Raw genomic sequence first — 12675 nt, 5'->3', positions numbered from 1 at the left:
GTTCCAGCACCGCCCATTGCGCGTCCGTCAGATCTCCACGTGCCACAAACCAAGATCATCCCATGTTCAAGATCCACTTTTGACACACGCCCTAGCGCCATGCCCTGGGCGATGGCGAGGGCGGGGCCGAGCTGTCCGCCGGTGTGCCGGACGCCGGGGATGAGCGGGGTGATCTCCCCGCCGAACCGCTCCGGGTGCGGGAAGCCGGTGATCAGGGCCCGCAGTTCGGGCATCGAGCAGCCCGGCCCGTTCCCGGTCAGGTGCAGGCTGCCGCCCAGGTAGGCGTGGGCGAGCGCTGAGGGTCCGGCGTGTCCGGCGCCGTGCAGTACCAGCAGTTCGGATCCGGGGGGCCGCCAGGCGGTGAGCGGCCCGAGGTGGGCGAGCATGTAGTTGACGGGCGGGCAGACGCCCCAGTGCCCGCGGGGAGTCTCCTTGACGTCCGCGGGCCGCAGCGGGCGGGCGAGGCGGGCGTTGTCGGTGAGGTAGAGCTGGGCGGCGGACAGGTGGTTCAGCGCCCGCCAGCAGGCGTCGATGGCCTGGTCGGGCACTGCCTCGGCAGCCTGCCGTGCCGTGTAGCTCCAGTCGGGCAAGCCAGGCGGGGCCGGGTCTGTGACGCGTTCGGTGGTCAGGGCCATGGGTCAGCTCCGGGTGCGGGTGGCGACCGCGTCGATGACGGCGGTGATGCGGGCGGTGCGGATGTCGGCGGTGGCGGATTCGGTGATCAGGTGGAGCATCTGGGCCTGCTCGTGGGCGGGCAGTACCGACCAGTCCAGTCCTTCCTTCTCCAGTGCGGCGGCCAGGTCGTCGGGGACGCCACGGGTGGACTTCTCGCGGACGGGCTGAAGCGTGAGCGGGACGCCCGGCCCTTCGATTGCGTCGGTCGCGGCGGTTTCGTGGGGGACGGCGGCCTGGCCGTGCACGGAGACGGCGACCGCGGTGCGGGCCGTGCCGTCGGGGAAGGTCACCCGCAGCCGTTTGCCGCGCAGCCCGGCCGGTCCGGCGCAGGGCAGAAGCAGCATGCCGCGTGTCCCGGTGCCGGCCGGGCGGGCGAGCACGTGCAGCGTCTCGGCCCCGGTGGGCAGCGGCAGCAGGGTGCGATGATCCCCCGCCAGAGAGAGATGGCCGGCCAGCGGGGGCTGGGTGACGGCGATGATGCCGCCTTCGCCGCCGGTGGCACGGCGGGTGGCCTTGTGCGTGAACAGGCAGCGGTCCACCGCGGCCAGCAGCTGGTCGGTGAAGCGGTGCTTCCAGCCGCCGGCGCCGCGGTCGGCCGGGAGGTGCTCGGCGGAGGCGAAGGCCAGCGCGAAGGAGACACGTACCGGCAGCTCGTCGGCGAGCCGGTCCCGTAGTTGACTGACGGCCCGGTGAAAGCCGTTCGCGTCGTCCAGGGCGGCGGCGATGATGACCTCATCGCCGCCGAAGGTGGCCGCACATCCGGACTCCCAGGGCTGGGTGTGGAACCAGGTGCGGGTGACGGCGCCGAGGCGGGCCATCACCTTGTTCCCGGCCAGGTGCCCGTAGCAGCCGGGGTCGGTGGCGTTGGCCTGTTCGACGTGGCCCTTGAGCCCGTCGACGTCGCCGATCGCCAGCCCCACCAGTCCCCCGCCGGTCAGGGCGGACGCCAGCGCGCGGGGGATGTGGCTGTGGAAGTCGGGGAAGGCGACCAGGCCGGTCACCGCGTCCTCGCGGCTGCCCGCGCACCAGACACGCAGCGGCAGCTGCGCGGGGTCGAACAGCGGCACCGAGCTGACGAGCGGGTCGTGGACGGGCACCTTCGGGCAGTGGTTGCCGGTCGGGTCCATCAGCGGGAAGCCTCCGAGGTCGTCGCCGGGGCCGGTGTGGGCCCGGCGGGCAGCAGCAGGGGAAGGGTGGTGAGGGTGTGGAGGCGAACGGTGCGGGCGGAGGTCAGCAGCGGGCCGCCCGCCATGCGGCGGTCCAGCCAGGCGGTGTGCCAGCCCGCCGCGGCGGCTCCGGCGACATCCGCCCGGGGCGAGTCCCCGACGTGCAGGAGACGGTCCGGGCCGAGCCCGCAGGCGTGTTCGACGGCGGCGAAGGCTTCGCGCTCGGGCTTGACCGCGCCGGTCTCGGCCGAATAGATCACCTGATCCAGCAGGTTGCGGAATGCCTGCGGGGGCTCGGCCGGGATGGAGGATCCGAGGCTGTTGGTCAGGGCGAACAGCGCGAAGCCCCGCTCGCGCAGCGCGGTCAGGGCCGGTTGGGCATCCGGGAACAGCTCCGGCTCGGCGGCCCGCTGCCGGGCCCGCTCCAGCACGTGGGTGAGCGGGCCGACCAGGGCAGGACGGCGGAAGGCGGCGGCCAGGTCTCGGGCGAGGTCCTCGGGGGTGATCCGGCGGCGTTTGGCTCCCTGTTCCATCACCGCGCGGGCCTCTTGAAGCGAGATGCCCAGCAGCTGGGCGACCTGCCCGGTGGTCGGCTCGGCCTCGGGACGTACCAGGGTGCCGCCCAGGTCGAAGCAGATGGCACGTAACCCCTCCCAGAGGGTGCGGCGCAACCGGTGGGTGGTCACGAGCCCGTCACCTCCAGCACTGCCGCCTTCGCAGGCAGCGTGGGGGCCTCGGCGAGGCCCGGGACGGTGCGGACGGACAGCATCCCGTCCTCGACCTGGACGGGGGTGGGGTAGATCTGCTGCCGCAGCGGCTCCAGGGTCAGGTGCCACTCGACGGCCGGGATCTTGTCGCGGCAGCAGGCGCCGGCCAGGGCGAGGGCGGCGGGCAGCCGGTCGCCGTGCGGGAAGGTCGCCATGCCCAGGTCCGCGGCGATCTCGGTGGTGTGCAGCGAGCGGGCCAGCCCGCCCGACCAGCCCGGATCGACCTGCCAGACATCCACCGCCTCGCCGGTCAGCAGCCGCGTCTGCTCCAACTCGTCGACGGCGTGTTCGCCCGCTGCCAGGGGAACTCCGGTTCCCGCAGCCCGCAGCCGGTGCCAGCCGAAGGAGCCGGGCGGCAGGAGTTCCTCGGCGAAGGTGACCTGCAGATCGGCCAGGACGGGCAGCAACTGCATCGCCTGGTCCAAACGGCATCGGCCCAGGGCGTCGACCATGAACCGGCCCTCGACCGCCGCTTCCCGTAACCGCCCGAGCGTCCTCGCGACCGCCCTGGGACCGGCGAAGATCAAGGGTTTGGGCAGCGGCCACTTCTGCCCCCAGAACCCCGCCGCGGTAATCCAAGCCGCAGCCTCCGGGGCCGAGGCGTGGGACGGGTCGAGGCCGAGGGCGGAGGCGTAGGCGGGGACCTTGGGCCGGATGGTGCCGCCCAGCAGGCCGGGCACGCTCAGCCCGGTGGCACGGGAGGCCAGGTCCCAGCAGGCCAGTTCGACCGCGGAGGCGGCCTGCCGGGCGTGTGCGCCGCTGCGGTGCCGCCCGGTCTTCTTGCGGTAGGCCAGGCGGCGCGGTGCGGCGGCATCGTGCCCGATCAGCCCGGCGGCCAGATCGTCGGCGATGATCTGCGCGACCGTCTCGGCGACTGGGGCATGCCAGCCGGAGACTCCGTCGCCGACCAGCTCGATGGCGAACCGGGTGCGGTGCTCGGCCCAGGCCGGGCCCGCCGGCGGCTCACCTACTGCTGCGGCAACCGGCTCGGGCAGGTCGGACGGCAGCCCGGCGGGCTGCGGGGGCAGCTGCCAGGCGCGGACGGCGCGGACCACAGCCTTCGTGGCCACCCCGGCTTGGGCGGGTGCGCGAACCATGAGGGTCGTCATCAGATCTTCGCCCCCGTCAGTTCCTGACCGGCGAAGGTGAAGCACCACGGACTGCGGTAGTTCTGCCACCACTGCGGACGCAGGCCCGTGGGGGCGAAGAGCTCCTCCAGGTGCCGGCGCATGGTCAGGTGCCACTCGATCGTGTCCGAGCCCGGCGTGCGGTAGACGTCCATGAACGCGTTGTGGGCCTGGTAGGTCTGGAACCGGGGGAAGGCGGTGGTGACCGCCACGAAGTCCTTCAGGTGCTTGATCGCGTCCTCGATCGGGTCCAGTCCGACGATGTAGGTGAAGTCGGTGGTGATGCCCCGCTGCTTCGCCCGGCCCAGGGCGGCGGTCATCTCGGCCGGGGTGAGCTTGGCCTTGGACTCCTTGAGGATCTGCCGCCGCTCGGTGAAGCACTCGGCGGTCAGCGTCAGGTGGAACGGGCCCAGAGCGGCGGCGGCGTCCATGCCCTCGTCGCTGCTCAGCACCGAGGACAGGAAGTGCAGGGTGCCGGTGCAGCCGTTTGCGCTCATCGCCGCGCGGACCTCGGCGAGATGGTCCAGCGCGAGGTGCTCGTAGAGGAAGCAGCCGGTGCAGACCGTCACCGTCTCCACCGCCGACAGGTCCTCCATGCCGGAGTTCGCCGCGAGAGCGCCGAGGTAGCCGGGCAGGTCCAGGGCCTTGATCTTCGGGTCGGAGGCGTCTTCGAGGGTGTTGGGGCAGAACACGCAGCCGGTGCACTGGCTGCGGGCGTTGGAGTTGAGGGTGAGCATCTTCGTGCCGTTACGCCAGTAGCCCAGCACCGCGTCGTCGTCCTCGATGCCGTCGACCTCGCCGACCTTCTCGCCGTTCAGCCGCAGCTCGTACTCGTCCAGCTCAAACGGCGAGTCCTCACGGCCCAGCGAGAGGATCAGGAACAGCGGGGTGTCGGGGCGGGAGTCCAGCCGCAGCCGAAAGCGCATGCGCGGCTTGGTCAGCGGGGACCGGGCGCCGGAGGCGTTCAGCGCGATCAGCAGCACGTCCTCGGGGTTGATGTTCCACTCGCGGGCCACCTGGTCAAGGTGGCGGACCGATTCGAGCATCAGCGGTTCCCTTCGTGTGGTGGGAGGTGCAGGTCGTCGACGGCGCTGTAGCCGCCGTCCGATGCGGGTCCGTGGGATGGATCAGGCCGCAACGGGAGCCAGGGGAAGACGGATGACGATCCGCTTGCCGCCCGAGGCGGTCTCCGGGAGGACCTCGGCTCTGCCATGGACTTCCCGCACGAGGGCGTTGACCAGGAACAGGCCGCGGCCACCGAGGTCGTGGGCGGCGGGCAGCGGCTTCGGCTTGAGCGGGTGGGCATCCGCCACCGCCAGCACCAGCGCAGCCTGCTCCTCGACAGCGAGAGTGACCGCAGCGGTGGGCGAAAGCACGGCCGCGTGCCGCACCACGTTCGTCACCAGCTCACTGATGATCAGGCAGGCGGTGCCCACGACCTCCTCGGACATGCCCCAGTCGGCAAGGACCTTGGCCGTCTCGCGGCGGGCCAGTGGGACGTACTCGGCCTCGGAGATCACCTGGAAGTCGTGACGCATCACAGTGCTGGACATCGCGGGACTCACCCTCTCTCCGAGCGGCAGCCGCCCGGACCGTGACCGAAGGTAAGTGCCCCAGCACGCAGAGGAGTTCACGACGGTGAACCCACGACCCCGAGCCCCGGATCAGGGTCGGGGGAACGCCTGCTCGGTTGCGGGGAGTTGCGTACAGACCAACGTGCTCAACCGCGTACGGCATTCGCGCAGAAGTCACGTACCGACCGTCCCCAGCCGCGTACGGACTTAAGTGCTCAGCCGGATCAGGGAGACACCGCTGGTCAGAGAGGCAAGCCGATGCGGTGGGCCAAGCCCCGCAGGTCCCGCGCGGCGTAGGCGGGCAGTTGCCGGTCGGTGAGGAACTCGACGGTGTTCCTCACCGGCGCGTTGGCGTGGATGCGCTGCGGTGCGATCTCCTCAGCGGTCAGCAGGGCCGCGACCGCCTGGGCCTCGCGGCCCCGCAGATGGGCCAGCGACCGGCCCAGGTCGGCGTGGAAGGCGGCCTGCCGTCCCGGAGCCTCCGCCAGCATCTCGGGATGGACCCCGTCCCCGGCGGAGACGGCCACTCCGTGCCGACCGAGGTCGGTGTTCAGGCTCACCTTGTGGATGCCGACGTTGGTGGGGCCGAAGTTCAGGTGCCAAGCCCGCGTCTCGCCGGTGCGGCCGGCCAGCTTGGCGGCCTCCGCCAGATGGCCGCGGACATCCTCGGCGCGGGTGTTGCCGGGCCGCTGCCGGTCCTGGGTCAGCGAGGTGGCGGAGATCAGGTGGAGTTCACCGAGCAGCGCATGAGCATCAGGGCTCGTCAGGTGCGCTTCGAGGGTATTGGCGGCGGCGGTGGCCTGTGCCAGGGCCTGGGTGGGACTGCCGGCCGCCATCAGCACATGGGTGTGGAAAAAGCCTGACAGAGCGGAGTAGACCGGATCGTCCAACTCCGCGATCGCCTCGGCGGCACGGGTCACCGCGATGAACGCCAAGTCGGTGTAGCCGAGGTTCTTCAACAGCAGGGTGCAGGCCGGATGGTAGGCGTCTGCCAGCAGCTTCAGCAGCTCGCGGCGGGCAGCGCCGTCGGCGGCCTCGGTGGCGGCGTGCAGGTCGGCCAGCAGCGTCGGAAGACCGGCGGCGAGGGTGCCGTATTCAGCCCCGTGATAGAGCCGGTTGGCCTTCGCCACCCGTTCGGTCAGCACCGCCGCCGGAACCTGGGGTGGGCGGCGGTCCGGTGGGGTGGCCATGGTCAGGCCCATCAGCGTCAGCCGCAGGGCGGGGATCGCCTCGTGGGCCGCGCTGGTGTGCGGGTCCGCTGGCGCGAAGGGCTGGCCTGTCAGCTCGGACGGGGCGATCTGCAACACCTCGGCGAAGGAGGTGATGAGGCTGGAGCGGTCCAGCAGCCGCTGGCCGTTCTCCACCATCGACAGGTAGCCGACCGACACCCCCGCCAGGCCCGCGAGGTTACGCAGACTCATCCCGCGCTGGCGGCGAGCCGACCGCAGACGCTCGCCGATCCTCCGAGCCTGCTCTTCGTTCATCGCCCCCCTCAACTCCCATGCCTCAGCCGTAGCGTAGGACGAGCCTGCCGCCCCCAGGGGTCTTTCCCGCCAGACGGGCGGCATCACCGCAGCCCGGCCCGCTCGGCCAGATCCCGCACCGCCGAGGCGTGAACGGTGGTGCGGTCGGTGAGCGCCGCGACCAGGTCCCGGGCGAAGGGGTCCAACCGGATCCGCAGCGGTGCCGCCGCATCGGCCTCGACGAGCCGGGCAGCGGCCTGGTCGGCGCGGTCCTGGCGGGCCTCGGCCGCCGCGGCGACCACCAGCAAACTGGAGCGGGGGGCGCCGTCGAGTGCGGCATGATCCGCCGCGCGGGCATGGTCGGCGGCCTCGGCCGCGTCGCCCACCTCTGCGGCGACGGCGGCACGGGCTGCGATTACCAGGACCGACTCCCGTGCGCCGTCGGCCCGTTCGGCGGCCGTGGTAAGGAGGCGTTCGGCCTCCGGGCGGCGTCCGGCCATGGCCTGGGCGACGGCGGCCAGCGCCGGCAGCTCCCAGTCGGCCCCGGCGTCCTCGGCGCGTTCGACGCGGGCCAGCGCGTACTCCGGCATGCCGAGGTCGATCAGCAGCCGCACCTCCTCGACCAATACCGGCAGCGGTTCGCGGGTGCCGGGGCGGGCCCGGTGCAGCAGCATCCACGCCAGGTCCTTGTAGCCCAGGCGTCGCAGCAGCCCGGCGGCCAGCACATGCGCGTCCACGCGCAGCCGCACCGCCTCGTCCCGCGCGGGCCCCGCAGCGGCGGCCAGCGCGCGGTCGGCCGCCTCGATCAACTCCGGCAGCGCGAGCGCGAGATGGTGCTCGTCGCCCGCGGTATCGGCTCGTGAGGCGGCCCGGGTCCGTTCCGCCAGTTCCTCCAGCAGCACGCCGGGGGCCGTGGGTGGTTGTCGGCGGACCAGGCTGCGCCGCAGGTGGAAGGCGACCGCCCGCACTGCCGCGTGCTCCTGACCGTGTGGCGGGTAGGGCTGTCCGGTCAGGGCCGCGACATCCAGCCGCAAGGCGTTGGCCAGTACCGCCAGTCGGCCGCGGCGGTCCACCCACTCCCGGCCGGTCTCCAGCCCGGCGAGATAATCGAGCCCCAGGCCGGTGCGGGAGGCAAGGTCATCCCGAGTCAGTTCCCGGTGGCGGCGCCAGGCGGCCAGGCGGGCCCCAATCGGGCCGCCGGCGGCCGTCTCGTCCAGCTCGCGCATCACCAGATTGCTCGCATACCCACTCGCCCGGACCGTGCTCTGCCAGGACAAAGGTCCATGCATCCCGTTCAGCGGAGGGTCGGGTCCCCCGTGGGCAGGACGCATATGCCTGGCGCGCGACACATTAGTCACACCGCTGAAGGGCGCGCGAACTGGCAGGTGACGCGCCTGGTCAGGGCGAAGGCGGGCTCGGGGCCGGCAGGACCGCGACGTTGTCCCCGGACTGCCGCAGCCGTTCGAGGAGACGGGCGGTCTGGGTCTCCAGCTCGGCATTACGCAAGGCCAGGACCTGGATCTGGTCGGCGTAGGTGGCCACGGTGCCCTTGAGTTCGCGGATCTCGGCGGCGTGCTCGCTGCGAAGCTCGCGCTCCGCCTTCTTCAGCCGTGCGACTTCTGCCCGCAGCTCCTCCGGTTCCGGGCGGCGGGTCTGCGGCGCTTCCAGGATCTCCTTCACCGCCTGTGCCACCGGCGAGCGGTAGTAGGAGGCGCGGGAGACGCCGGCCTCGGTGCACACGTTCACGACCGTGATCTTGCCGTCGGTGAGTTCGGGCAGCCCGTGCATCAGCCGCTCGAACGCCTCTATCAGCGAGCGGTCGATGTCGGTGAGTCCTCTGCCGCCCGCGGAGAGCCGGTCGAAGGTGTGCCGGATGCGCAGTCGTGTCTCGTCGTTCACGCCGACCTCGCGCCTTCCTTGGTGTCGTCGGTGGTGAGGCTCTGGATGAGCTCGTCAAGTTCGGCGGCGTGGTCGGTCAGGGCAATCACCTGCAGCCGGGGCAGGCCTCGCGTTCCTTCTTGGGCATGTCGAGCACCGTCAGGGCCTGGTCCCGCGCGGTGGTCAGCCGGGGCAAGTGCACTGCCGACCGGCGGGCGTTGGGGCAGTTCAGGCACATGTTGTGCAGCGGTACCGGGCGGCCGAGCGCCTTGGCTCGCTTGCGGCAGACCGCGGTGGCGGCCTGGTAGAAGCAGTCATTGAGTACCCCGGGGTGCAGCGTCTTGGTCAGGTGCCGCAGCATCGTCCGCAGCCGGGCAGGGGACGCGACGACACCGGGCAGGTCGCCGAGTTCGCGGCGGATTCGCTCGAACTCGGCCGAGATACGCTCGGCGGCCCCGCCGGAGGAGGCGCCACCGTTGTTCCAGTCGCGGTAGATATCCTCCAGGTAGTCCAGTCGCGCGACCGCGTCGTTGGCCGCTACTTCCTCGGCGAAGCCGGACTCCGATGTACCCGCATATCCCTCGAGCATGACTATTCGGGCATGTTGGTACTGCCGCGCGCCGGCGACAACGCCGAAGGGCTGGTGAGCGATATGCCAGGCCAAAGTTCGACGGAACTGCCGCGTGTCGAAACTCCAGGGAACCCCTGCTGGATCAGGTCCCTCCTCGGCAAGGCCGAGCGGCCGTCCGGGTCCTCGCCTCCGCGGCCGTGTTGATGGCTTTCTGAATCGAGGGTGTCCGGGGTGTCGTAGTCCTCGACGCCGCTTGTGTCGTTGGGGATGAACAACCCGGCTTCCGTGCTGAAGAGCTCGTTGGCATGGTCGCGGAAGCGGCCCAGCCGTAGGGAACGGACCCGAAGAGCTGATAGCCGGTGATGTCCGTGCCCCAGTAGCCGAAGAGATGGTCCGGATCGTCATGGAGGCCGAGGAGGACGTCGACAGCCTGGTGAACGATGTCCAGGACGACCCACTCGGCCTCATCGCCGCTGATCTTGCGGTTCTTGTAGACCCGCCCGCGCAGCTTGTAGCGGATCCGGCCGTCGTCGCCAGTCTCGGTGAACGCACACTCGCGGCCCAGGAAGCGGACCTCGTCGTCGCGAAGTCCAGAAAGGTACGCGATCACGATCCAGCAGGCCGTGCGCAGGTACTCGGTCTCCCGGTTCACAGAAGCTGATCGGAAAATCGATGTCCGGGAGGGCAGGCGGCAGCATCCGGTCCGCTTGCGGACCGGATGACGGTGAGATGGGACGGTCAGGCTGATGCCGGGCTGAGCGCGACTTGGTGGCCGAGGGCCTGGAGCTGGCGGACGAGGTCGCGGGTTTTGCGGGCGGGGTCGAGGTGGCGGCGGTGCCAGTCGGCCCCGAGCTCCTGGTAGGAGGCGTCCGGCTCGTTGATCAGGTGCCAGGCGATGACGAGTATCGAGCGGGCGACGGCGACCAGGGCTTTGGCATGCCCGCGGCGTTTGACGATGCGCCGGTAGCGGGCGCCGAGGAAGGTGTCGGTGCGGGCGGCGGCGTTGGCGGCCTCACCGAGAGCGCCCTTGAGCCAGGGGTTTCCCTGCCCGGCCGGCCCCGAGGTGTTCTTCACTCCGGACTGGATCGTGCGGGGGCACAATTTGGCCCAGGAGACCAGGTGTTCAGGAGTGGGGAAACGGCTCATGTCCGCGCCGATCTCGGCAAGGATGATCTGCGCGGTGGCTGGCCCGATCCCGGGGACGGCGTCCAGCTTCTCGGCCAGAGTCCGCGCACTGACCGCGGCGGCCTCATCCCCGGTGCCTGTGCTTCCTGGCGGGGTGGTGATCTCCTCCAGCGTCCGGGCGATCAGCCGGTCGAGTTCATCGATCTGCGCGGTGAGGTGGTCGACGGTGGACAGCAGCACCCGCAGCAGCCGGGCGTGGTGGTCTTCGAATTGCCCGGTCAGGGCCTCGATGAGGGCCGGCTTCTTCTTGATCAGGTTTCCCTTGGCGAGGTCGGCCAGGGTGCGCGGGTTGCGTTCTCCGGAGACCATCGCGTCGAGCATGGCCCGCCCGGACATGCCGAACAGGTCCGAGACGACACCCGACAGTTTGATCTGCGCGTCCTGCAGGGCCTTGTCGACGCGGTGCTTGTGCCGGGTGCGTTCCTGGACGAACACGGTGCGGGTGCGGGTGAAGTCCCGCAGCTGTCGCACCGGCTTCGGCGGGACGAACGAGGCACGGACCATACCGCGTTCGGCGAGCTTGGCCAGCCAGACCGCGTCCAGCTTGTCCGTCTTCGGACGCCCGGGCACGTTCTTCACGTCACGGGCGTTGACCAGCCAGCAGTCCAGGCCGCGGGCCTCCAGCAGATAGAAGAACGGGCGCCAGTACGAGCCTGTCGCTTCCATGACCACCCGCTCGACGCCCTGGCACACAAGCTGGTCGCCGAGTTCCAGGATCGTGTTCGTGGTCGAGGCGACTGTCCAGACCTTCTGAACACGTCGGCCTTCGATGGTGTCGTGCGGGACGCGCCGGCAGACCATCCCGGACGCCTTCGCGATGTCGATCGCCGCGACCCTGGCGACCGTCCCGTCGTCGTGGTCTTCTCCCAACTCCTCCATGACATACCCCCTGGTGCGCTGGTGCAGGCAGGGGCTGCCCGGGAAGCCAAAGGGGTAACGGAGAAGCTGATCGGCGTGCTCAAGGCGACAGTGTGCGGCCCCCTCGGACGGCTCCCTCACCAGACTCCTATGCGGGCTCACAGCCCAAACATCAAGCGGCGTCGGCGGACAGCCCCTGTACCGATTTTCACGCCCGCGGGGCGTCACCGCAGGTGAACGGTCGACTCCTATAGATCGTCAAGTCGCTGGGGACGTCGATGGTGCGCTGCTGAATGCGCTCGTGACGTGGTGGTAGACCTCTCGCGCGACGAAACGCTTGAGTCCTCTGAGTCAAGTCAGGGGGCTGTGAGGGGGTCTGCTGCACGATCGGGTGACATCTGAACTGGCTTGCCCTGTGGGGCGGGTGGAAAGGATGTCGCTGTGCCCAAGCCTTATCCGGAAGAGTTCCGCCAGGACGTCGTGCGGGTCGCGAGGAACCGCGGCCCGGGTGTCACGGTCGAGCAGGTGGCCACCGACTTCGGGGTTCACCCGATGACGTTGTGGAAGTGGATGCGCCGGGCGGACATCGATGACGGGTCCAAGCCCGGGGTGACCAGCCAGGAGAGCGCGGAACTGCGGGAAGCACGTCGGCGGATCAAGCTGCTGGAGCAGGAGAACGAGGTCCTGCGCCGGGCCGCGGCCTATCTGTCGCAGGCGCATCTGCCGGGAAAAGGATCTACCCGCTCGTGAAAGAGCTGGCCGTGGACGGGGTGCCCGTCACGGTGACGTGCCGGGTGCTCAAGCTCGCCAGACAGCCCTACTACCGCTGGCTCGACAAGCCGGTGGCCGACGCCGTGCTGGAGGAGTCGTATCGCGCGAACGCACTGTTCAACGCTCACCGCGACGACCCGGAATTCGGCTACCGCTTCCTGGCCGATGAAGCGCGTGGTGCCGGGGCTCGTATGGCGGACCGGACCGCGTGGCGGATCTGCCGGGACAACCGCTGGTGGAGCGTGTTCGGCAAGAAGCGCGGCAGGGGCAAGAAGGCCGGCCCGCCGGTGCACGACGATCTCGTGAGCCGCAACTTCACCGCGACCGGCCCGAACCGGCTGTGGCTCGCCGACATCACCGAACACGCCACCGGCGAAGGCAAGCTGTACCTCTGCGCGATCAAGGATGTGTTCAGCAACAGGATCGTGGGCTACTCCATCGCCGCGCGGATGAAGTCCTGTCTGGCCGTGACCGCCCTGGACAACGCCGTAGCCCGACGTGAACACGTCGACGGGTGCATCCTGCACAGCGATCGCGGCTCGCAGGGTGGATTCAACTGGTCGTCGCAACACTTTGATCTCGGAGGTGTGCGACGTGGCCACGGCGGACTGGAGTTTGAAGACCAGCGATGTTCCGGAGG

General features: G+C 70.4%; 14 protein-coding genes. 2 read left to right on the top strand and 12 right to left on the bottom strand.

The window, feature by feature from the left end; translation table 11 throughout:
* From ACZ7HQ_RS43695 to ACZ7HQ_RS43640, 12 genes are all read right to left on the bottom strand, one after another.
* Positions 1 to 635, bottom strand: a 635-nt coding sequence (locus ACZ7HQ_RS43695) for a phosphoketolase family protein (protein WP_471002770.1), incomplete at its 3' end; no start/stop codon positions are given.
* 3 nt (positions 636 to 638) lie between these two features.
* Complete coding sequence (locus ACZ7HQ_RS43690; protein ID WP_471002767.1) at positions 639 to 1802, bottom strand: nucleotidyl cyclase domain-containing protein; 1164 nt, start codon at positions 1800 to 1802, stop codon at positions 639 to 641.
* A complete protein-coding gene (locus tag ACZ7HQ_RS43685; RefSeq protein WP_471002764.1) occupies positions 1802 to 2527 on the bottom strand; it encodes an HAD family hydrolase in 726 nt (241 codons plus the stop codon). Before ACZ7HQ_RS43685 ends, ACZ7HQ_RS43690 begins: the two co-directional genes overlap by 1 nt.
* Complete coding sequence (locus tag ACZ7HQ_RS43680) at positions 2524 to 3717, bottom strand: enolase C-terminal domain-like protein (RefSeq protein WP_471002761.1); 1194 nt, start codon at positions 3715 to 3717, stop codon at positions 2524 to 2526. Before ACZ7HQ_RS43680 ends, ACZ7HQ_RS43685 begins: the two co-directional genes overlap by 4 nt.
* On the bottom strand, positions 3717 to 4781 hold the full coding sequence (locus ACZ7HQ_RS43675; protein WP_471002758.1) for a radical SAM protein: 1065 nt from the start codon (positions 4779 to 4781) through the stop codon (positions 3717 to 3719). The genes ACZ7HQ_RS43680 and ACZ7HQ_RS43675 overlap by 1 nt, the downstream gene beginning before the upstream one ends.
* An 81-nt stretch (positions 4782 to 4862) precedes the next feature.
* Positions 4863 to 5288 carry an ATP-binding protein gene (locus tag ACZ7HQ_RS43670; protein WP_471002755.1) on the bottom strand — a complete coding sequence of 142 codons (426 nt, stop codon included), beginning with the start codon at positions 5286 to 5288 and terminating at the stop codon, positions 4863 to 4865.
* A 263-nt stretch (positions 5289 to 5551) separates the two neighbouring features.
* Positions 5552 to 6793 carry a helix-turn-helix domain-containing protein gene (locus ACZ7HQ_RS43665; RefSeq protein WP_471002752.1) on the bottom strand — a complete coding sequence of 414 codons (1242 nt, stop codon included), beginning with the start codon at positions 6791 to 6793 and terminating at the stop codon, positions 5552 to 5554.
* 83 nt (positions 6794 to 6876) lie between these two features.
* Positions 6877 to 8061 (bottom strand): helix-turn-helix domain-containing protein, encoded by a 1185-nt coding sequence (locus tag ACZ7HQ_RS43660; protein ID WP_471002749.1) that lies wholly within the window; start codon positions 8059 to 8061, stop codon positions 6877 to 6879.
* Positions 8062 to 8170: 109 nt separating this feature from the next.
* Positions 8171 to 8671, bottom strand: coding sequence for a hypothetical protein (locus ACZ7HQ_RS43655; RefSeq protein ID WP_471002746.1), 501 nt, complete (start codon positions 8669 to 8671; stop codon positions 8171 to 8173).
* 85 nt (positions 8672 to 8756) lie between these two features.
* On the bottom strand, positions 8757 to 9239 hold the full coding sequence (locus ACZ7HQ_RS43650; RefSeq protein WP_471002744.1) for a hypothetical protein: 483 nt from the start codon (positions 9237 to 9239) through the stop codon (positions 8757 to 8759).
* A 124-nt stretch (positions 9240 to 9363) separates the two neighbouring features.
* The gene (locus tag ACZ7HQ_RS43645) at positions 9364 to 9873 is read right to left on the bottom strand and encodes a hypothetical protein (protein WP_471002741.1); all 510 of its coding nucleotides are present in this window, start codon (positions 9871 to 9873) and stop codon (positions 9364 to 9366) included.
* An 86-nt stretch (positions 9874 to 9959) separates the two neighbouring features.
* A complete protein-coding gene (locus ACZ7HQ_RS43640) occupies positions 9960 to 11285 on the bottom strand; it encodes an IS110 family RNA-guided transposase (protein WP_471002738.1) in 1326 nt (441 codons plus the stop codon).
* Between the two features lie 420 nt (positions 11286 to 11705).
* On the opposite strand from ACZ7HQ_RS43640, the gene ACZ7HQ_RS43635 reads away from it, so the two are divergent.
* Together ACZ7HQ_RS43635 and ACZ7HQ_RS43630 are read left to right on the top strand one after the other, a co-directional pair.
* The gene (locus ACZ7HQ_RS43635; protein ID WP_018893116.1) at positions 11706 to 12014 is read left to right on the top strand and encodes an IS3 family transposase; all 309 of its coding nucleotides are present in this window, start codon (positions 11706 to 11708) and stop codon (positions 12012 to 12014) included.
* Positions 12011 to 12675, top strand: a 665-nt coding sequence (locus ACZ7HQ_RS43630) for a DDE-type integrase/transposase/recombinase (RefSeq protein ID WP_471002735.1), incomplete at its 3' end; no start/stop codon positions are given. The genes ACZ7HQ_RS43635 and ACZ7HQ_RS43630, both read left to right, overlap by 4 nt.

This window comes from Streptomyces sp. NPDC037290, assembly GCF_055603245.1.
Note: the sequence above shows the minus strand (reverse complement) of the source record. Positions and strands in the feature narration are given on the sequence as shown.

What these genes read in the sequence shown, in the direction of transcription:
- ACZ7HQ_RS43690 (WP_471002767.1), bottom strand. Translation starts at nt 1,802, where the DNA reads ATGGACCCGACCGGCAACCACTGCCCGAAGGTGCCCGTCCACGACCCG.
- ACZ7HQ_RS43680 (WP_471002761.1), bottom strand. Translation starts at nt 3,717, where the DNA reads ATGACGACCCTCATGGTTCGCGCACCCGCCCAAGCCGGGGTGGCCACG.
- ACZ7HQ_RS43675 (WP_471002758.1), bottom strand. Translation starts at nt 4,781, where the DNA reads ATGCTCGAATCGGTCCGCCACCTTGACCAGGTGGCCCGCGAGTGGAAC.
- ACZ7HQ_RS43670 (WP_471002755.1), bottom strand. Translation starts at nt 5,288, where the DNA reads ATGTCCAGCACTGTGATGCGTCACGACTTCCAGGTGATCTCCGAGGCC.
- ACZ7HQ_RS43665 (WP_471002752.1), bottom strand. Translation starts at nt 6,793, where the DNA reads ATGAACGAAGAGCAGGCTCGGAGGATCGGCGAGCGTCTGCGGTCGGCT.
- ACZ7HQ_RS43660 (WP_471002749.1), bottom strand. Translation starts at nt 8,061, where the DNA reads ATGCATGGACCTTTGTCCTGGCAGAGCACGGTCCGGGCGAGTGGGTAT.
- ACZ7HQ_RS43650 (WP_471002744.1), bottom strand. Translation starts at nt 9,239, where the DNA reads ATGCTCGAGGGATATGCGGGTACATCGGAGTCCGGCTTCGCCGAGGAA.
- ACZ7HQ_RS43640 (WP_471002738.1), bottom strand. Translation starts at nt 11,285, where the DNA reads ATGGAGGAGTTGGGAGAAGACCACGACGACGGGACGGTCGCCAGGGTC.